The sequence below is a fragment of the Micromonospora sp. ABR4_055 genome (assembly GCF_056160425.1).
Genome location: NZ_JBSWXD010000145.1, coordinates 1 through 17,597, shown reverse-complemented (window position 1 = coordinate 17,597; position 17,597 = coordinate 1). Strand labels below are relative to the sequence as shown.

The window sequence follows — 17,597 nt, the reverse complement described above, 5'->3', positions numbered from 1 at the left end:
TAGTGTGGGACGCGACCAGGCAGTCCGTGGCGGACGCGTTGAATGAGGTCCGGGGGGTCCTCGACCTGTTCTACCGCTGTGGCGAGGCCGCGCCACGCGCCCCGGCGCCGGGGCTGGACCGGCTCGGCGAGTTGACCGACGACGCGGCGGTGCCGACCCGGACGGTGATCGACGGCCCGGCCCGGCCGCTGCCGGCCGCCGTGGACCGAGCCGCGTACCGGATCGTGCAGGAGGCGTTGACCAACGTCCGCCGGCACGCCGGCCCGGGTGCCGCCGCCACCGTCACCATCGGATACCGGCAGGATGCGGTGATGCTGCAGATCGACGACGACGGCGCCGGTGCACCGGGGCCGGCCGCATCCGTGGCTCCTGCTCCGGCTGGCAACGGGATCACCGGGATGCGGGAGCGGGCCGCCGCGCTGGGCGGCGAGTTGACCGCAGGTCCGGCGCCGGACGGTGCCGGCGGTTGGCGGGTACGGGCCCACCTGCCGCTGCCCACCGACTCGCAGGCTGAGGAGACGTCGACGTGATCCGGGTGCTGCTGGTCGACGATCAGGTGCTGGTCCGGGCCGGATTCCGGGCGCTGCTGGCCGCCGAGGGAGACATCGAGGTCGTCGGTGAGGCCGGCGATGGCGCGCAGGCGGTCCGGCTGGCCGGGCAGACCCGACCGGACGTGGTCCTGATGGACATCCGGATGCCCGGGGTGGACGGGTTGACCGCCACCCGGCAGATCGCCGCCGACCCGCGACTGTCCGAGGTACGGATCATCGTGCTGACCACGTTCGAGCTCGACGAGTACGTCGGCGAGGCGCTGCGCGCCGGGGCGGCCGGGTTCCTGGTGAAGAACACGCAGCCGGCCGAGCTGATCCAGGGGGTACGGGTGGTGGCCGCCGGGGACGGTCTGCTGTCGCCGAGCGTGACCCGGCGGGTGATCGAGCAGTTCGCCGCCCGGACGGCCACTCCGGCCGCGCCCCGGCGGTTGGCCGAGCTGACCGAGCGGGAGCGGGAGGTGGTGGCGTTGGTCGGCACCGGACTGTCCAACGACGAGATCGCCGCCCGGCTGGTGGTCAGCCCGGCGACGGCGAAGACCCACGTGTCGCGGGCGATGGTGAAGCTCGGTGCCCGGGACCGCGCCCAGCTGGTCGTGTTCGCGTACGAGGCCGGCCTGGTCCGCCCCGGCTGGCTACCCTGACCCGCAAATGCTACTACTCTTGTAGCATGGTGGCATGCTCTACGCGATGCCGCAGCTCGACGCCGCCGACCGGCGGGTGCTGCACGAGTTGGACCAGATGCGTGCCGACCTGCGGCTGCAGCTACGGTCCACCCCACGCTGGGCGGGCCAACTGCGGCGGAGCCTGTTCGCCGCCGCGATCCAGGGCTCGAACACCATCGAGCACATCACGATCAGCGGTTCGGACGCCCGAGCGCTCGTCGAGCAGGCACCCATGTCGGCGGAGACCAGCGACGAGGTCCGCCAGGCGGTCGTCGGCTACCGCGACGCGATGACGTACGTGCAGCAGACGCCTGAGTTGGACTTCTTCGAGTACTCTCAGACGCTGCTCTCGACCTTGCATTTCATGATCACCAAGTATCAGCCGGCGAGATGGCCCGGCCGTTACCGGACCGGCGGGATCTTCGTGACCAGTGCCGACCCGCTGGAGCCCGTGTACACCGGCCCGGACGCGGAGCGGGTCCCCGGGCTGATGGGCGAACTGGTCGACTGGCTCCGCGACGGCGACCTCGACGCGCCGGCGTACGCGCGAGCGGCGATGGCACACCTGAACCTGGTCAGCATCCACCCCTGGCGCGACGGCAACGGCCGGACCGCCCGCGCCCTGCACACCCTGGTGCTGGCTCGCACCGGCGAACTCGCCGCCGAGTTCTCCTCGATCGAGGAGTGGCTGGGCGAGCAGATCAACACCGTCCAGTACTACGAGGCACTGCGGTCCGCCCAAAACGGCAGCTTCCAACCGGATCGCGACGCCCACCCCTGGCTGCGGTTCGTGCTGGCGGCGCATCATCGGCAGGCGCAACGGGTGAAACGACGCTACGAGTGGACAGTTCGACTGTGGAACGATCTGGACCGCCTCACCGAGCAGCAGGGCCTGCCCGGACGGGTCGTCTCGGCGCTCTACGCTGCCGCCGCCGGCGAGCTACGGCGGACCACGTATCAGCAGGACGAAGGTCTCAGCCGCGATCAGGCCATCCGCGACGTGCAGGCGCTGACCCGCGCCGGCCTGCTGACGCCTCGCGGCAACGCGACCTCCCGGGTCTATCTGCCCGCCGGGGCGGCGGCCGAGATCGCCCAGGCGGCCACCGCAGCTGTACGCGGGCCGGGCCGCGACCCCTACCGGTAGCCACTCAGGGGATCGCCTGGGGAGGGTGCTGTTCGGTGCACCAGGCGGGTGGTTCGGGTGCGGCGGTTGTGGCGGTGATCCCGCCCCAGCGGTCGCGGCAGACGTACGACAGGTCGGCGTGAATCCAGACGCCGTCGTTGTCGCGCAACACCGGCCGGCAGCAGTGCCGGCACGGCGCGACCCTCGGGTACGGCGGCGTGACCGGGGTGCCGGTCATGTCAGTGTGCCGTCGGCGTCGCCGGTGCCATTGGCGTGGCTGTCGCCGTCGCCCCAGCACAACCCGCCCAGCCCGGCCGCCCGGTGGAACCCCGGGTGGTGGCGGACCTCTGCACACACCTCACCGTCCGGGCCGCGTACGCCGCAGAACAGCGGCTCGTTGACGTTCCACGCTTCCGCCCGCGACAGCAACGGCGCGTGCTCACCCAACTCCGGACACAGGATGGCGAGCCCTTCGGCGTACGCGACGGCCTGCTCCCGCGCGGTGCCGACGTCGACGGCGGCGAACGTCAGGTGCAGCGTGTACCGGCCGCGCCGGTCGTACCGCAGCCAGTCCGGCAGGTTGCCGATCCCGCCCGGACCCTCGCTGCTGCCGTTGACCTGCGTCACCGGCCGGCGGCGCTCGCGCTCGTTGAGGTAGCGGTTGACCAGCGCTTCGGCGTGCCCGGCCGGGCCGGCCTCGGGTCCGAGGGCGTGCGCGACGGCGGCCCGCGCCGGTTCGGACAGGTCAGCCCGATCGAGTACGGCGAACAGGTCCCGGTTGCGCTGCGTCGGATCGAGGGTCGGGTCGGTCCAGCGTGCTGAACGGTTGTCGGTCACGGACACCTCCAGGCAGTGGCGACGTCATCCTGCCCTCAGCATGCATCCACGTACACAAAAATACAACGTCGCAACGAACTTCCGTTCGGGAAATCTCTAGTACATACTTCGATCGAACTCACATCGCCGCTGCCAGACCCGGATGCACCCGGAGGTGTTCTCGTGGCACAGGTTCCGAGCCCGACGATCCGCGCTCGCCGGTTACGCCGGGAGCTACGTCGGCTCCGCGACTCGGCCGGTCTGACGGCTGAGGACGTCGCCCGCCGCTTGGGCTGGCACCGCACCAAGGTCATCCGGCTCGAACACGGCCACTCACGGATAACGCTCAAGGACACTGAGCAAATGCTGGCCCTCTACGAGGCGTCCGACGAGGACCGTGAGTCGTTGACCGCGCTCGCCAAGCAGGCCCGGCAGAAGGGCTGGTGGAGCGCGTACGGCGACGTACTGCCCGACGACTACGTCGGCTTCGAGGCGGAGGCCACCGCGATCAGCAGCTTCGAGTGCCTGTACGTGCCGGGACTGTTGCAGACCGAGGAGTACGCCCGTGCCATCATCCACGCCGGCCGCAGCACCGCCGACGCGGACGAGATCGACCGGCGGGTCGCCGCCCGGCTCGCCCGCAAGTCGTTGCTGTCGCGGGACGTGCCGCCGAGGCTCTGGATCGTCCTCGACGAGGCGGCGATCCGCCGGGTCGTCGGTGGCCCGAAGGTGATGCGCACTCAGCTCACCCGGCTCATCGATGCCTGCGCCCAGCCGTCGATCGAGCTGCAGATCGTGCCGTTCGGGGCAGGCGCGCACGCCGCGATGGGTGGCCCGTTCACCATCCTCGGCTACTCCGACCCGATCCTCGACCCACCCGTCGTCTACGTCGCCAACGACAACAACACGCTGTTGCTGGAGGAGGACACCCAGGTAGCGCGATATAAACTCATGTTCGACCACCTCCGTGCCAAGGCCATGGACCCGGACGAGTCCGGCAGGTTCCTGGCTCGGGCGGCAGAGGAGCTTCCCGACTGACCCCGACCGGCCAGAGGAGACGCGGGATGACCGCACCAGACCTGTCCCACGCCCACTGGCGCAAGAGCAGCCGCAGCGGTGCCAGCGACTCGAACTGCGTCGAGGTGGCCACGCTGGCCGGCGGCACGATCGGCGTACGCGACTCGAAGGACCCGCACGGCCCGGCGCTGCTCTTCCCCGCCGGCGTCTGGACGGCGTTCCTCACCACCGTGTCCAGCCGCTGACCCGACCGGCCTACCCCCTCCGACGACCGACACCCGTGCCCGCCGACCGCCCGTACGTCTTCCTCGACGTCGACGGAGTGCTGATTCCCTTCGCCGCTCGCACCACCGGCCGGTCACCTTCGCCCCACCGTGCGGCTCATCGTGACTCGATCGGCAATCCGCTGCTGGAGCGGGTCGATCCGGAGGACGGCCACCGGCTGCTGGCGCTCGACTGCCAACTCGTCTGGGCGACCACCTGGATGGCCGAGGCGAACGAGGTCGTCGCACCACTGCTCGGCCTGCCGGAACTGCCGGTCGTCCCATGGCCGGACTCCGACGACGAGCCGCCGCGCGGCGTGCACTGGAAGACGCCGTTCCTCACCACGTGGGCGGCCGGGCGCACCTTCGTCTGGCTCGACGACGAGATCACCGACCTGGACCGGCACTGGGTCGCAGAGCATCACCCAGGCAAGGCGCTGCTGCACCGCGTCGACCCGCATCTCGGCCTCATCGACGCCGACTTCTCCACCGTCGGCCAGTGGCTCGCGGCCTGACTGCAGCAGTGCCGCGTCGATGTGAGGCTGAGACACGCTACGAGCGCGTCGTGAGGTATCTCAGCCTCACATCGATGAAGCGCTCCAGCCCTGCCATGATCACTTGATGCTCTGCTGGGAGAATGTCGGCGTGTCGCCCAGCAGAACGTCAAGTGATCATGACGAGCCACAGCCGGCATCGGCCCACGTACGCGAGGCGACTCTCGCCGATGTCGATCAGCTGACCGAGGTGCACACGCTGGCCCGCACCGCCTACTACACGGCGGCCGGCGGGCTTGACCCGGACGACCCGTCGCTGTCGTCGCCCGAGGCGTACGCCGAACGCCGTGCCGCCTGGGCGAAGGTTCTCACCTTGCCGGAGCGGTTCACCGTCGCCGCTGTCCTCGATGGCCGGGTCGTCGGCTGCGCAGCGATGGGACCCGCCGCCGTCGGTCACGTCGACGCGGCCCACGTCGGCCAACTGCACCAGATCCACGTACTCCCCGACTGCTGGGGTCGGGGGATCGGCGGGCTGCTGCACGACGCCTTCGTCGCGTACCTGCACCGGACCGGTCGGACCGGTGGGGTGCTGGAGGCGTGGGAGCGTAACGCTCGGGCCCAACGCTTCTACGCCGCTCGCGGCTGGCAGGCCGACGGCCACAGCCGCCCCGGCCCTGGCGACACCCGCTATCTCTACTTCCAGTTGCACCGGTGACCGGTAACGTGCCGGCGTGAGCGAGCTTGTCGAGCGGCACACCGTCCTCGCCGTCGTCGTCGGATCGCGGGCGTACGGGCTGCACGGGCCGGACTCCGACTACGACCGGCGCGGCGTGTACGTGGCCCCGACCCGAGCGTTCTGGCAGCTGGACAAGCCGCCCACCCATCTCGACGGGCCGGCGCCGGAGCAGTTCTCCTGGGAGTTCGAACGCTTCTGCACCCTGGCGCTGCAGGGCAACCCGACCGTCCTGGAGGTGCTCTGGTCTCCGCTGATCGAGACGCTGCGCGAGGACGGCGAGCAGTTGCTGGCGGCCCGGCAGGCGTTCCTGTCGACGCGACTCGCCCAGACGTACGGCGGCTACGCCCGCGACCAGCTCGACCGGGTGGCGGCCCGCCGCGAACGCACCGGCGAAACGAACCACAAGCAGGCCATGCACATGATCCGGCTGCTGACCGCCGGAGCGCACGTGCTGCGCACCGGGCAGGTCCTGGTCGACGTGGGACCGTTGCGGGACCGGCTGTTGGCGGTCCGGCGCGGCGAGCTGCCGTGGGCGGTGGTCACCGCGTGGGCAGCGGACCTGCTGGCCGAGCTCGACGACGCTGCGGCCGGCACCGCACTACCGGAACAACCCGACCGGGCCGCCGTCGACCGGCTGCTCATCGCCGTACGGGAAAGGAACCTGGGGTAACCGTCGACGTGCCGCCACGGGCGCAGGATGACAGCCAGGGCTACCGGGCCGCCGCCGCAACTGGCAGAGTCTGCGTCAACATGACGTCGCTCGACCTCTGCTCCGACAGTCTTGACGGTCTTTCCGTCGGTGATGCCCTCGGCGCCCAGTTCTTCGTCCCCGGCACCAGCCTTGCCGCGTTGCTCGACGGGGTTCCGCCGGCCGGGCCGTGGCCGTGGACCGACGACACCGAGATGGCCTGCTCGATCGTCGCCGAGTTGCGCGAGCACGACGGCATCGACCAGGACCACCTGGCGGCCCGGTTCGCCGAGCACTTCGAGCCGTACCGTGGCTATGGTGCCGGCGCGGTGGTCCTGCTGCGCCAGGTCCGCCAAGGCGTCGCCTGGCGAGACGCTGCCGCAGCAGCATTCGACGGCCAGGGATCGATGGGCAACGGCGCAGCAATGCGGGTCGCTCCGCTCGGCGCCTTCCACGCCGGCGACAACCGTACGGCCGCTCTGCAGGCCTGGCGGTCGGCGGAGGTCACCCACGCCCACCCCGACGCCGTCCTGGGCGCGGTGGCGGTCGCCGTCGCGGCGGCGGAAGCCGGCTGGTCCCGGCTGACCGGGTCCCGGCCCGAGCCGGCCGAACTGCTCGACGTCGTGCTGGCGAGTTGCTGGTCGACCGAGCCGTACGCGACCAGCGCCGGCTCACCCGGGCGAAGCGAACGACACAGCGATGGCGCGACCGGGTCGATCTGATCCCGGAAGATCGGACCATCCGCGAGGCTCTCGATGCCGACTACCGCTACATCGGCATCGACACGACAACATTGGACGTTGCCGAGACCGTACGGCGGATCATGGATGAGATCCCGGAGATCTACGTCCCGCCGATGCCGTGTCGACCGGCTCAGTAGTGGTCGGACCGAACCAGAACCTGGCTACCGCATCGCGTCGAGATCAGGGGTCAGGCCGGGCTGACCAGCTGGATGAGATTGCCGCAGGTGTCGTCGAGTACCGCGCCGACGAACGGGCCCATCGGCGTGGGGGTCTGGATGAAGGTGACCCCGTCGGCCTGTAGCACCCGGTAGGCCTCCTCGACGTCCTCCACGGCGAACGAGGCCGCCGGGATGCCCTGCTCGGCGAGCGCCTGCTTGTACGCCTGGGCGGCCGGGTTCTCGTCGGGCTCCAGCAGCAGTTCGACGCCGTCCGGGGCGTCGGCGCCGACCACGGTGAGCCACCGGTGTTCCCCGACCGGGAAATCGGTCTTGGGGACGAAGCCGAGCTTGTCGGTGTAGAAGGCGAGCGCCTTGGCCTGGTCGTCGACGAAGACACTGGTCACGTAGATGCGGGCTTTCATGTCTTCTCCTCATCGCTGAGCGGCCACCGCTCGATGATCGAGCGCAGCGGCCGGGTGTCGAGGTAGTGGAGTTTGGTGCGGCCGACCCGTTCGCAGCGGACGAGCCCGGCCTCCTCCAGCACGGCCAGGTGCTGCGAGATCGCCTGCCGGGTGGAGGTGGTGCCGTGTTCGGTGAGCAGGCGGGTGCAGATCTCGAACAGGCTCATCCCGCCCTTGCGGGCGAGCTCGTCCATGATCCGCCGCCGGGTCGGGTCCGCGAGTGCCCGGTAGAGGACCGCCACCCGCCCCACAATAGGCAAGCCTGCACTTGCATATCAAGTCCCGCCTCCGCGAAAACCGGGAAAGCGGTGGCCGTGAAACGCGTCGAGGTGAGGCCGATCCACGTCACATCGTTGCGTGACGTGGATCAGCCTCACCTCATGGCTGGTGACAGCCCGTCAGATCGCGGTGAAGGTGATCGTGGCGACGTAGGTGCCGGCGGCGACGTCGGTCGGTGCCTCGATACGCAGGCCGGCGCCGAGCTCACTGGTGCCCCGGGCACCGGCGGCACCGATCGCGAGCGGGCTGCTGTCCAGCAGGCCCCGGCCGGCGTCGAAGGCCGGAGCGATGCTCGCCCCCGCCGTCACGGCACCCGCGCCGGGCTGCGACACCACGCGCGGAGTCCAGCCGAGGAACCGACCGGACAGCGTCTGCGTACCGGCGACGAAGTCGCTGACCTGGCCGGACGCGGTCCAGCCCGGTGCCGATGCCCGAGCGTCGGTGACCCGTACCGGCCGCAGTTCACCGGTCGACACCCAGCGGTCGGCCTCGGCGCTGAGCGCGAAGTCGCTCATCAGCACCTGGTCGTCGGCGTCGACGCTGATCACCAGGGTGCCGTCCGGCACCGCGGCGATGATCTCCTGACTGGTCGCGCCGACCCCGCCGCCGTGATCGTCCACGGCGAGGGTGACCGGTTTCGACGGCCCGTACGCGGTCTGCCCGGTGGGTGTCACCACCGCGACGCCGAGCTCGCGACTGTGGTGCCCGGCGGTGACGGTGAACGAGTACTCGCGACCGGTCGCCCCCGCGATCGGGGTGGCCTCGGCCGCGTCCGGCGCCTTCTCGAACCACTGGTAGCCGGTCAGCACAGTGTCGGCGGACACGTCGGCGGTGAAGGTCGCGACGTCGCCGACGGCAAGCGAAGTCTCGCCGGTGACGGTCACTTGCTGGCGCGGCACAGCGCCGTGGTCGTCGACGTGGATCGTCACCGGCTCGGCGACCATCGGCTCGGTGCCCTCGACACCGAAGGTCAGGGTGGCCCGGACCTCGACCCCGTCGAGCGCCTGCTCGGCGACGACGGAGTGTGCCAGACCGGACGCGCCGGGCAGGGTCGTCCACTCGTCGCTGCCGGGCCACCGCCACTGCCAGTCGACCGTGTCACCGTCGGCCAGCGGCGGGTCGGCGAGCAACTGAAGGTTGATCGGGCTGCCCTGGTGGTAGTGGCCGCTGAGTCCGTTGAAGAAGAACAGCTGCGTCGACGGGTCCGCGTCGGACACGACGATCTTCGTGCCCTTCTGCCCGGCGTACACCTCGGTCGAGCCGTAGTCCCAGACCGCGGCGAGGGTCAGCTGGTGATTGTCGAGGTCGAGGGTGACCGGCAGCTCGATGGACAGTGCCGCGGCGTCGGCCCCCTCCTGCAGGGTCGTGCCCTGGTACGTGGTGAGGTCCAGCAGGACCCAGCGGTAGAGCAGGCCCTCCTTGGCCGGGTAGACCGTGCCGGTGGCCCGCAGCGTCTGACCCACCCGGTAGACCCCCTGGATGCCTTCGACCAGCACCTCCCGGGCGCGGATGTCGACCGGCACCGGCGCGGACTGGGCGACGACGAGGTCGTCGCGGATCACCTGCAACGCCCACTCGCCACTGGTGTTGGCGTAGGTCGGCTGGACCTGGTACGTGGTGGCGTCGACCTGGCTCACTCCGGCGCGCGGCGACCACGGGGAGCCGAACCGCTCGACGAACCGCAGGCTCTCGCCAGCGGCGAGTTCCCGGCCGCTCACCCGGAGCAGGACGTCGTCGCCGAGGTACAGCGGGCCGGTCGCGACGAAGCCGAAGGACAGTGGCTCCGCCGACGACTCGACCCGGATCGGCACCCAACCGGTCGTCGACAGCGTCGTGCTGCCGGCGCGTAGCCGTACCCGCATCTCGTATCCGTCGTAGGCGACGTCGACGCGCTGCTCGACGATGCCCTGCGCAGCCTGCCCACCGGTGCCGGAGAACGCGTACCCGCTGTTCGTCGCGCCGACCGGCCGGATCGCCCACTGGAAGCTCTGGCCTTCGGCGAGGGTGGCACCGACCACTCGGGCCTGGAGCAGGTCACCGGGCTGGTACGCATCGGCGATGCCGGCGATGCCGAACTCGACGCCGGAGTCGTCGGTGACGGTGACCGCCACCGACGCCGAGGTGGAACCCCCGGCGAGGTTGCCGACCGCCGGCACGAAGGACGCGGTGAGCGGGTGTGTCCCGACCGCCAGATCCGGTACGACGAACTCGGCCGATCCGCCGTCGACCGGCGCGTGGCCGAGCACGGTGGCACCGTCGCGGAACTCCACGTACCCGTCGGTCTCCGCAGGCGTCACCGTCCCGGTGAGGGTGACCGGCTCGCCGACGGTCAGCGCGGTCGTCGACGCCGTCAGTGCGGTGGAGGTGGCCACGACCTCCGGCAGGTCACCGACCACGAAGGTGTAGGTGGCGGTGGCGGCCATCGGGGTGGCGCCGGCGGTGGCCGTGGCGGTCACGGTGAGCCGGTAGGTGCCGGCGGCGGTGAACGCCCAGTTGGCGTGCATGTGGGTCCGGCCGACGCTGAAGGTCTTGTGATCCTCGTCGGAGGACCACAGGCGGGTCGGGGTGCCGAACGACCCGGTGCGGAAGAGCTCGATGTCGCCGGGCCCGTCGAACTCGCTCAGTGTGAAGGTCGTCTGATCGCCGGCGACCGCGCCGGCCGGCACCGACTCGGTCGAGAAGCCGGGCCAGAGCTGCGTGCCGCCCGGGTTTGATTCCGGCGCGATCCAGGCCTGCTCGCCGGCGGCGGCGATGAACTCGTAACCGGCGGGGACGGGGCTGGCCGCGTCGTCGTCGATGTGGAACCAGATGTCGTCGGCGGCGAACCGGGTGCCGGTGCCTTCGGCGACGTCCGCCTTGGTGCCGAGGGCGAGAACGCCGTCGTCCAGGAAGGTTGATATCGCGTCGGTGTGGATGTCCTGCAGTACGCGGTACTGCTGCGGCGCGGGTGCCGGGCCGGGTGCGGCGGCGGCCTGCGTGGTGGGCAGCAGCAGCGCGCCGGCCGATGCGGCGACGGCGATCGCGACGGCCCCGGCGGCCAGTCGTACCGCCGGGCGGTGTATGAGCGAGCGTCTCAGGTTCATGATCGTTCCCTTCTCCGCGCGCAGCCTATAGCTAACGAAAATCATTCTCAATAGCTGCGACTGTGCTGCTCAGCTCAGGGATACGACACCCGACAGGACTGGCGCGGGTAGGGAAACTCCGTCCCTTCAGGGCGGAGGGAGGCCCTTAGGGCGGAGGGAGGCCCTTTAGGGTGGAGGGGAGGTCAACGCGCCCGGTCCCACGCCGGCGCGTCGCGGCCCAGCAGGGCGAGCAACTCGGTCTGGCGGTCCGTGGTGGGCCCGACGTCCGGTGCCGCCGCGAAGTATCTCGCCGGCAGGGAGCCCGCCACCGGCGCGAGATACGCGTGGGCCGCTTCGACCAGCACCGGGTCGAGGGCCGTGTCGACGCCGATCGCCTGGGCCAGGTCCCAGCTGTGCACCAGGTTGTCGTTGAAGCACAGTCCGGCCAGCCGCCGGCCCCGCATGTCGCCGGCCGGATGGTGGACGACGGCGTCGAGCACCCCGGGGCGGGAGAACGCCTCGACGGCGACGTCGACCGAGTGGCGTACCGCCGTGAGCGGATCGTCGCCCAGCACGTCGAATTCCGGTCGGGCGATGTCGAGCCTGCCGAGTTCGGCCAGGTGAATACCGTCGAGCACCGGGACCACCGCGAGGTTGCCACGCACCACGTGATCGACCAGCGCGCGTACGTCCCACTCGGAGCACGGCGTCGGGGCGCTCCACTGATCGGTGCCGATCCGTGCGACGAGGTCGCAGAAGTGCCGGCTGGCCTGCTCATAGAACCTGACGAAATCGGTGGCGATGTCGCACCTCCGTACCGCTGATCTGGACCGGGCTCCACACCCGCTTTCTTGACCGTACAGTCAAGTTTACCTAGTCTGTTGACCAGACGGTCAAGAAGGCGGGTTCATCTGATGGCACGAGACACCCGGGAGCGCCTGCTGCGCACGGCACGAGACCTCGTGCACGGCACCTCGCTGGCCGAGGTGAGCATCGAGGACATCTGCGCGGGGGCCGGCGTCCACCGGGGCAGCCTCTACCACTTCTTCCCATCGAAGGAGGCGCTCGGCCTGGCGGTGCTCGACCTCAACTGGTCGATGGTGCGGGCCGTGCTGGACGAGGCGTTCCAGGCCAAGGTCGAACCACTCGCCCGCATCGACCGCTCCATCGATGGGTTCGCCCGAATGCTCGGGTTGATGCGCGAGAAGATGGGCGCGACGCCCGGCTGCCCGCTGGGCGACCTGACCGCCGAGTTGTCCACCCAGCCGGGGCCGGGCCGCGACCGCGCACAGGACGTCCTGCGAGCCTGGGCCCGCTACTTCGCCGACGCCATCCGGGAGGCTCAGACCCGCGGTCAACTGGCCCGGACCACCGACCCGGCGGCGGCGGCGCTGCGCGTCCTGGCCTACCTGCAGGGATTGGCGCTGCTGGCGAAGGTCTACGACGATCCGACCCTCGTGGCCACCGCCCGCACCGCCGTCCGGACCCTCATCGACCAGACCGACTGACCGCACGTCGACGACGACGTGCGGTTTCGCGTACCCCGCGCAGTTGACCGATCAGTCAACCGCGCGGCCGGCCACGACGACACGAGGAGAACCAGCCATGGACCGGCCAGCGACAGCGACCCGTACCCGACGCACAGGCACGCCGGGGTCCACGTACCGGTTCGAACGCTTCACCACCGCGTTGCTCGTCGACGACATGTTCTTCCGCGCCGACGCGCCCGGTGCCGGCGACCGGGTGCCGACCTTCGATCTACCCACCCTGGACGGCGGGCGGTTCCGCAGTGCCGACCTGGGGCCGCTGCCAGTACTGATGATCTTCGGATCACGCACCTGCCCGGTCACCGAAAGCGCCGGCCCGATCCTGCGCACCCTGCACGCCGAATTCGCCGGACGGGTACGGTTCGTGCTGGTCAACACCCGCGAAGCACATCCCGGCGAGGTGTTCACCCAGCCACGGACCACGCAGCAGAAGTGGGCACACGCCCAGGAACTGCGTACCCACCACGGATTCGCCTTCGAGGTCGCGGTCGACGACATCGACGGCGACCTGCACCGGGCCATGACCCCGAAACCCAACTCGGCCTACCTGCTCAGCCCCACCGGCGTCATCGTCTACCGGGCACACTGGGCCAACGACGAACGCGGGCTGCGGTCCGCACTCACCCGGGCATCCGCCGGCCAACCGCCCGTACGGGGTGCCAGCAGGGCGATGGTGGGACCGTTACTGCGGGCGGTCGGGCACCTGCCCGGCGTGGTGGCCTTCGCCGGACGCGGCGTCGAACGCGACGTCTGGCGCGCGGCGGCACCGTTGGCGGTCCTCGGTCGACTGTCGCGGTTGTTCCGCCGGCTCCCCGCCGACCGCCGCGGGCCGACCGCGCCGGGGCTGCTACTGGTCATCGTCGCGGTCAGCGGGACTCTGCTGCTGCGGTGAGCGCCGCCGCCCGCCGTCTGGGACACGTGCCTCCTCACCGGCCAGGAACCGTTGCACGGACCCGGTGTACCCGATGGGGATGTGCCCGGTGTCGGGCAGCAGGACGACGGTCGCTTGCGGCAGCAGTCGTCGCACCCGGCGGGCGGTCTGCCGGGAGTCCAGCAGCCGGTCCCTGGCGCCGGCGACGACCAGCACCGGCACGTCGAGGCGGCGCAGCCGGTCGTCGCTGAAGATCGGCAGCCGGTCGCGGCGTCGCCGGTAGCTCCGCTGGATGAGCAGCAGGAAGTCTGCCAGCTCCGCCGATTCGGGCATCCCCGTGACGTCGGACGCCGCCGGGGGCGGGCCGAGCACGAGTCGGACGGCAGCGCGCCGGCCCCACGCCCCGAACGGCAGGAGGAAGAGCGACCCGATGACCGCGCCGTTCTTCTGGCGGCCGATGCCGCCCGGTACGAGCAACGCGAGCCGGCTGATCCGCTCCGGTCGGCGCTGTGCGTAGTCGAGCGCCAGCCACCCGCCCAGCGAGGCGCCGACGAACGCCGCCCGGCCGATGTCGAACGCGGCCAGCACGTCGTCGAGCCACTCGGCGTAGCTGCCGGAGGTGAGCGGAGGCCGCGACGGCGCGCTGAACCCGGGTTCGCCGATGACGTCGACGGCGTACACCCGGTGGGTCTGCGCCCAGACCGCGACGTCGCCGGTCCACGCCGCCGAGTTGAAGCTGCCGCCGTGCAGCAGGACAACCGGCGGGGCGTCCCGGGGACCGCAGACGATCACGAACGTGTCGCCGTGCCGGGTGGGAACCGTCGACTCCGTCGCCGGCACCGGCCAGCACCGCAGAAACGCCCGGTACCGCTGCTCGACCGCGCGGCGCGCGTCCTCGGACCGGTAGATCGAAGTCATCGCCGACCTCGCTGACTGAGACCGACATCCTTCAGGAGAACCATGGCGCTAAGCTACCTCAAACTTCCCTACGCAACAACAATATAAGGAAGTATAGGGAGTTGAGGACGGCACTGGTCTGGCCGGTCTAGGCACTCACCAGGCAGCAGCCGACGACGAACAGGACCGTCCCGAGGAGCAGCAGCGGCAGCCAGAGTCGCCGGGGCAGCTCGATCGCCCGAGCCACGTGCTCGCGGATCTGCTCGGTGGTCGCGGTCGTCGCGCCACTGCCACCCCGGACCGGCTCGAGCACCACCGTGTCGCCGTACGGCCGGGGCCGACCAATGGCGAGAACAGGGCGACCCGCCCGGACGACGTCCTCGGTGACCATGAATCCCCGGGTGTCGCGCCTGGGTCGCAACTGCTCCGGACTGATCGCGCCGGACCGCTGCAGCTCGGCCAGCCGAGGAGACGGCGGTACGGGGTCGGAGCGGGTCCGCTCGGTGTACTCCGTCACGCTGGTCTCGAACAGCGCGCCGGCCCACGGCACCAACGCCTGCCCGGCCAGCTCCGCCGCGACGTGCAGCGGCAGAGATTGTGGCCCGTCGACCACCGGGATCGGACCGGTCCCACCCGACGTGGTGTAGAGCTCGACCGAGCCGACGCCCTCGTTGGAACCGATGGTGTCCTGCCGGGCGACGACCACCCGGTACCAGACACAGTCGATGCCCGACAGCGGTGCCTGCACAGGCCCGTCGGGCCCGGCGACCGTACGTCCGACCACGGCCACCCGCTCCGCCGCCGCCGCCACCGCCGACGACGCCGCCGCCACCGCCGACGCGGCGTCCTCGGCGGTCAGCCGCGGCGTACTGGAGACGAGCTCCGCCAGCCTGCGCAGCCTCCGTATCCGGCCACCCAGATAGAAGGACACCATCAGCGTCACCACGCTGGCCGCGAGGACGGCCAGGACGATGATCTCCACGGGCACCGCTCCGTTGACTCGATCGTCCGCCGGTCAGGCACCTGCCGGTGCCGGGTCGTCGGTCCCCGTCGTCGACAGCGCGGCGGCGAGTTCGATGGTGGCGTTCAGTCGTTCGCTGATCGCCGGTAGCCGTGGCCAGCCGGACAGGACGACGCGCATCGCCCGGCCGTCCAGCCGGATCGGCTCATGGTCCAGCCCGCCCAGCTCGTGCAGTCGATGCAGGGCGCGACGCACCGGGCCGGTCGACAGCCGACGGAGGGCGTCGGAATCGGCGTGCGACACGATCTTGAAGGTCTGATCGACCCGAGCGTCCTCGTCGGTCTCCTGACCGGTCGGCCCGGGCCGAAGCAAGGAGAAGATCTTGAACCGGCGGCGGATCTCCATGGCCGGCACCGGGACGGCCAGGCCGACCAGCAGCACCGTGTAGCGCAACGTCCTGTCGTTGTCGCCGTGCACGCACCAGATCAGGGCTGCCTGATGGCCCGCCTGCTGGCTGGTGAGCGAGCAGCAGCGCTTCTCGTCCGGCACGACCGTGCCGAGGCCCCACCGGGTCAGCTCCGGCGCGGGCTCCGACTCGACCCATCCGGTCCGGGCGGCCTCCGGTAGCAGATCGGCCCGCAACTGCTGGACAAGCTGGGCGTCGCGCGACTGCTCGCCGCGTAGAAACAGCCAGATCAGCCCCAACACCACCAGACCGACGCCGGCGGCGATCGCGACGGACCACCCGAACGCCGTCCACCCCGACATCACTTCTTCGGCTGCACGGAACATTGGCGCCGACCCGCCTTCGCACTGGTGACCGCTCTGCGCCCACAGTGACGCATCGATGCAACAGCGCATGCCAGGATGTGGCCATGTCGTACCCCCCTCACCACCCCGGCTACCCGCCGATGCCCGGCGCCGTGTCCCTCCTGGTCGCCTACCCGCAGCCGATCGCGCCGCCGCCGGGCTGCGCCGTGCTGGTCGTTTCGGTCAACCGGGGACCGTACCTGGTACCGGCGACGGCGGCGGGCAGGTTCAAGGTCGACGGCCGCGACGTCCCGATCGCCCACGAGGGCACCTGGCACGTGGCGGTGCCGGCCGGGCAGCACGACGTCCGGTACACCGACTTCATGGGCGTGCCGGTGATCACCACGACGGTCGTCGCGCACCCCGGCGCGGCGCATCCGCTGTCGTTCCGGTTCGGCGGCTGGCGCAACCGCGTCCACGACGGGTACGGCACCGACGTGACGAAGTTCGGGATGTGGTCGAACTACCTGATCGCGTTGGTCGCGCTCGTCGTGATCGGGGTGCTGTGCTGCGGCGGCTTCGGGATCGTCGGCGCACTGTCGGGAGCTCCCTGACCGCCGGGAGGCTACGCGGCCGCTGGGCTACGGCCACTGGGCTACGGCCGCTGGCCAGGGAACCGAATTCGCTGCGTACGCGTCCAATCGCTGTCCGATCCGACGCCCCTCACCCAAGGAGGTGGCCATGCAGCACCATCGGAGGTACACCGGAAGGCTCGCTCTCGTCCCGCTCGTCGTGGCGCTCGCCGCCGCTGGCTGCGCGGGCCCCGGCGCAGGTAGCTCGCCCGGCCCGGATGACACTGTCGGTCCGGTCGGGCCGGCCAGCTCCGGACCGGTTCCCGAGGAGCGGGCGACCATCAATCCTGCTCCGACCACCGGCACCGACCCGCTCGGCTGCGGGCAACCGTTCGAGACGCCGGGTGACGACGTACTGACCGTCGATGGGCGGTTCCCGTCGACGGCGTCCGGCACCGACCGTGCCGTCACCGGCACCGTCGAGGTGACCAGTCGACGCGCCATCCGTGGCGTGGTCGGCCCGCGGGCCGAGGTTTTCCTGGTCCGGCAGGGCAGGGTGGCGGCGGTGCCGGCGGCGCAGGACCTGATCGGTGTCCAGTGGGATCTGGCGGCCGGCGACGTCGAGCAGCTGCCCGGCGACGTACCGCTGGTTTCCTGCGAACCGGCCGGCGGACCGGTTCCGACCGGCGCCTACGAGCTGTACGCGCGGGTGGTGATCGTCCCGCACGGCGGCACGGACCGGCTGGTGTCCTTCGGTGGCCCGTGGCCGATCCGGGTCACCTGAGGTACGCAGGACCTGAGGTACGGGTCGCGACGCCGACCGGGGTACGGACCGGGGGGGGGGGGGGGGGGGGGGGGGCGGGCACCCCCCCCTTTGGGTGGGGGTCAGGCCGTAGGGTGACAACAGGTTGGAGGCCTTTCTGGAACTGGAAATGAACCAGTGGCG

Annotated in this window: 21 protein-coding genes and 1 pseudogene; 13 read left to right on the top strand and 9 right to left on the bottom strand. The window is 70.9% G+C overall.

The features are described from left to right. From ACXAHD_RS25700 to ACXAHD_RS25690, 3 genes are all read left to right on the top strand, one after another. Positions 1–530: sensor histidine kinase (locus tag ACXAHD_RS25700; protein WP_475053763.1), on the top strand; the 530-nt coding region annotated here is incomplete at its 5' end. Then, the gene (locus tag ACXAHD_RS25695; protein WP_289212205.1) at positions 527–1,192 is read left to right on the top strand and encodes a response regulator transcription factor; all 666 of its coding nucleotides are present in this window, start codon (positions 527–529) and stop codon (positions 1,190–1,192) included. The genes ACXAHD_RS25700 and ACXAHD_RS25695, both read left to right, overlap by 4 nt. 34 nt (positions 1,193–1,226) lie before the next feature. Next, on the top strand, positions 1,227–2,357 hold the full coding sequence (locus ACXAHD_RS25690; RefSeq protein WP_289212204.1) for a Fic family protein: 1,131 nt from the start codon (positions 1,227–1,229) through the stop codon (positions 2,355–2,357). A gap of 4 nt (positions 2,358–2,361) precedes the next feature. On the opposite strand, the gene ACXAHD_RS25685 is transcribed toward ACXAHD_RS25690, so the two are convergent. Together ACXAHD_RS25685 and ACXAHD_RS25680 are read right to left on the bottom strand one after the other, a co-directional pair. Beyond that, positions 2,362–2,574 carry a hypothetical protein gene (locus ACXAHD_RS25685; RefSeq protein WP_289212203.1) on the bottom strand — a complete coding sequence of 71 codons (213 nt, stop codon included), beginning with the start codon at positions 2,572–2,574 and terminating at the stop codon, positions 2,362–2,364. Further along, positions 2,571–3,173 carry a hypothetical protein gene (locus ACXAHD_RS25680; RefSeq protein WP_289212202.1) on the bottom strand — a complete coding sequence of 201 codons (603 nt, stop codon included), beginning with the start codon at positions 3,171–3,173 and terminating at the stop codon, positions 2,571–2,573. The genes ACXAHD_RS25685 and ACXAHD_RS25680 overlap by 4 nt, the downstream gene beginning before the upstream one ends. A gap of 162 nt (positions 3,174–3,335) precedes the next feature. Here ACXAHD_RS25680 and ACXAHD_RS25675 point away from each other — a divergent pair, with 162 nt between their 5' ends. The 6 genes and pseudogenes from ACXAHD_RS25675 to ACXAHD_RS25650 all read left to right on the top strand — a co-directional run. Continuing rightward, entirely contained in the window at positions 3,336–4,190 is an 855-nt protein-coding gene (locus tag ACXAHD_RS25675; RefSeq protein WP_289212201.1) for a helix-turn-helix domain-containing protein, read from the top strand. A gap of 26 nt (positions 4,191–4,216) precedes the next feature. Then, the gene (locus ACXAHD_RS25670) at positions 4,217–4,414 is read left to right on the top strand and encodes a DUF397 domain-containing protein (RefSeq protein ID WP_289212200.1); all 198 of its coding nucleotides are present in this window, start codon (positions 4,217–4,219) and stop codon (positions 4,412–4,414) included. Between the two features lie 35 nt (positions 4,415–4,449). Beyond that, positions 4,450–4,947 carry an HAD domain-containing protein gene (locus ACXAHD_RS25665; RefSeq protein WP_289212199.1) on the top strand — a complete coding sequence of 166 codons (498 nt, stop codon included), beginning with the start codon at positions 4,450–4,452 and terminating at the stop codon, positions 4,945–4,947. Between the two features lie 130 nt (positions 4,948–5,077). Beyond that, entirely contained in the window at positions 5,078–5,641 is a 564-nt protein-coding gene (locus tag ACXAHD_RS25660) for a GNAT family N-acetyltransferase (RefSeq protein ID WP_289212198.1), read from the top strand. A 16-nt stretch (positions 5,642–5,657) separates the two neighbouring features. Further along, a complete protein-coding gene (locus ACXAHD_RS25655) occupies positions 5,658–6,332 on the top strand; it encodes a nucleotidyltransferase domain-containing protein (protein ID WP_289212197.1) in 675 nt (224 codons plus the stop codon). An 80-nt stretch (positions 6,333–6,412) separates the two neighbouring features. After that, positions 6,413–6,985: pseudogene (locus ACXAHD_RS25650) on the top strand (ADP-ribosylglycohydrolase family protein); the annotation flags it as partial. A 295-nt stretch (positions 6,986–7,280) separates the two neighbouring features. Here the strand turns inward: ACXAHD_RS25650 and ACXAHD_RS25645 are convergent. The 4 genes from ACXAHD_RS25645 to ACXAHD_RS25630 form a co-directional block, all read right to left on the bottom strand. Next, positions 7,281–7,673 (bottom strand): VOC family protein, encoded by a 393-nt coding sequence (locus ACXAHD_RS25645; protein ID WP_475053753.1) that lies wholly within the window; start codon positions 7,671–7,673, stop codon positions 7,281–7,283. Further along, positions 7,670–7,954: an ArsR/SmtB family transcription factor gene (locus ACXAHD_RS25640; protein WP_289212195.1), complete on the bottom strand. Its 285-nt coding sequence runs from the start codon at positions 7,952–7,954 to the stop codon at positions 7,670–7,672. The genes ACXAHD_RS25645 and ACXAHD_RS25640 overlap by 4 nt, the downstream gene beginning before the upstream one ends. A gap of 156 nt (positions 7,955–8,110) precedes the next feature. Next, positions 8,111–11,074: a choice-of-anchor M domain-containing protein gene (locus ACXAHD_RS25635; RefSeq protein ID WP_475053750.1), complete on the bottom strand. Its 2,964-nt coding sequence runs from the start codon at positions 11,072–11,074 to the stop codon at positions 8,111–8,113. 182 nt (positions 11,075–11,256) lie between these two features. Continuing rightward, positions 11,257–11,856 (bottom strand): TIGR03086 family metal-binding protein, encoded by a 600-nt coding sequence (locus ACXAHD_RS25630; protein ID WP_289213703.1) that lies wholly within the window; start codon positions 11,854–11,856, stop codon positions 11,257–11,259. A 111-nt stretch (positions 11,857–11,967) separates the two neighbouring features. On the opposite strand from ACXAHD_RS25630, the gene ACXAHD_RS25625 reads away from it, so the two are divergent. Together ACXAHD_RS25625 and ACXAHD_RS25620 are read left to right on the top strand one after the other, a co-directional pair. Next, on the top strand, positions 11,968–12,561 hold the full coding sequence (locus ACXAHD_RS25625; protein WP_289212192.1) for a TetR/AcrR family transcriptional regulator: 594 nt from the start codon (positions 11,968–11,970) through the stop codon (positions 12,559–12,561). A 97-nt stretch (positions 12,562–12,658) separates the two neighbouring features. Then, positions 12,659–13,492 carry a redoxin domain-containing protein gene (locus ACXAHD_RS25620; protein ID WP_475053747.1) on the top strand — a complete coding sequence of 278 codons (834 nt, stop codon included), beginning with the start codon at positions 12,659–12,661 and terminating at the stop codon, positions 13,490–13,492. On the opposite strand, the gene ACXAHD_RS25615 is transcribed toward ACXAHD_RS25620, so the two are convergent. The 3 genes from ACXAHD_RS25615 to ACXAHD_RS25605 form a co-directional block, all read right to left on the bottom strand. Then, positions 13,448–14,389, bottom strand: coding sequence for an alpha/beta fold hydrolase (locus tag ACXAHD_RS25615; protein WP_289212190.1), 942 nt, complete (start codon positions 14,387–14,389; stop codon positions 13,448–13,450). The two genes, ACXAHD_RS25620 and ACXAHD_RS25615, sit on opposite strands and share 45 nt — an antisense overlap. A gap of 127 nt (positions 14,390–14,516) precedes the next feature. After that, complete coding sequence (locus ACXAHD_RS25610) at positions 14,517–15,350, bottom strand: hypothetical protein (protein ID WP_289212189.1); 834 nt, start codon at positions 15,348–15,350, stop codon at positions 14,517–14,519. A gap of 33 nt (positions 15,351–15,383) precedes the next feature. Then, positions 15,384–16,121: a hypothetical protein gene (locus tag ACXAHD_RS25605; protein ID WP_289212188.1), complete on the bottom strand. Its 738-nt coding sequence runs from the start codon at positions 16,119–16,121 to the stop codon at positions 15,384–15,386. A gap of 83 nt (positions 16,122–16,204) precedes the next feature. Here ACXAHD_RS25605 and ACXAHD_RS25600 point away from each other — a divergent pair, with 83 nt between their 5' ends. Further along, the gene (locus ACXAHD_RS25600; protein ID WP_475053743.1) at positions 16,205–16,693 is read left to right on the top strand and encodes a hypothetical protein; all 489 of its coding nucleotides are present in this window, start codon (positions 16,205–16,207) and stop codon (positions 16,691–16,693) included. Between the two features lie 127 nt (positions 16,694–16,820). Then, a complete protein-coding gene (locus ACXAHD_RS25595; protein ID WP_281553269.1) occupies positions 16,821–17,435 on the top strand; it encodes a hypothetical protein in 615 nt (204 codons plus the stop codon). Positions 17,436–17,597 lie beyond the last annotated feature (162 nt).

Coding starts and splice junctions, on each gene's coding strand:
- ACXAHD_RS25620 (WP_475053747.1), top strand. CDS start 12,659: ATGGACCGGCCAGCGACAGCGACCCGTACCCGACGCACAGGCACGCCG.
- ACXAHD_RS25615 (WP_289212190.1), bottom strand. CDS start 14,389: ATGACTTCGATCTACCGGTCCGAGGACGCGCGCCGCGCGGTCGAGCAG.
- ACXAHD_RS25605 (WP_289212188.1), bottom strand. CDS start 16,121: ATGTTCCGTGCAGCCGAAGAAGTGATGTCGGGGTGGACGGCGTTCGGG.
- ACXAHD_RS25670 (WP_289212200.1), top strand. CDS start 4,217: ATGACCGCACCAGACCTGTCCCACGCCCACTGGCGCAAGAGCAGCCGC.
- ACXAHD_RS25625 (WP_289212192.1), top strand. CDS start 11,968: ATGGCACGAGACACCCGGGAGCGCCTGCTGCGCACGGCACGAGACCTC.
- ACXAHD_RS25600 (WP_475053743.1), top strand. CDS start 16,205: ATGTCGTACCCCCCTCACCACCCCGGCTACCCGCCGATGCCCGGCGCC.
- ACXAHD_RS25635 (WP_475053750.1), bottom strand. CDS start 11,074: ATGAACCTGAGACGCTCGCTCATACACCGCCCGGCGGTACGACTGGCC.
- ACXAHD_RS25685 (WP_289212203.1), bottom strand. CDS start 2,574: ATGACCGGCACCCCGGTCACGCCGCCGTACCCGAGGGTCGCGCCGTGC.
- ACXAHD_RS25690 (WP_289212204.1), top strand. CDS start 1,227: ATGCTCTACGCGATGCCGCAGCTCGACGCCGCCGACCGGCGGGTGCTG.
- ACXAHD_RS25645 (WP_475053753.1), bottom strand. CDS start 7,673: ATGAAAGCCCGCATCTACGTGACCAGTGTCTTCGTCGACGACCAGGCC.
- ACXAHD_RS25595 (WP_281553269.1), top strand. CDS start 16,821: ATGCAGCACCATCGGAGGTACACCGGAAGGCTCGCTCTCGTCCCGCTC.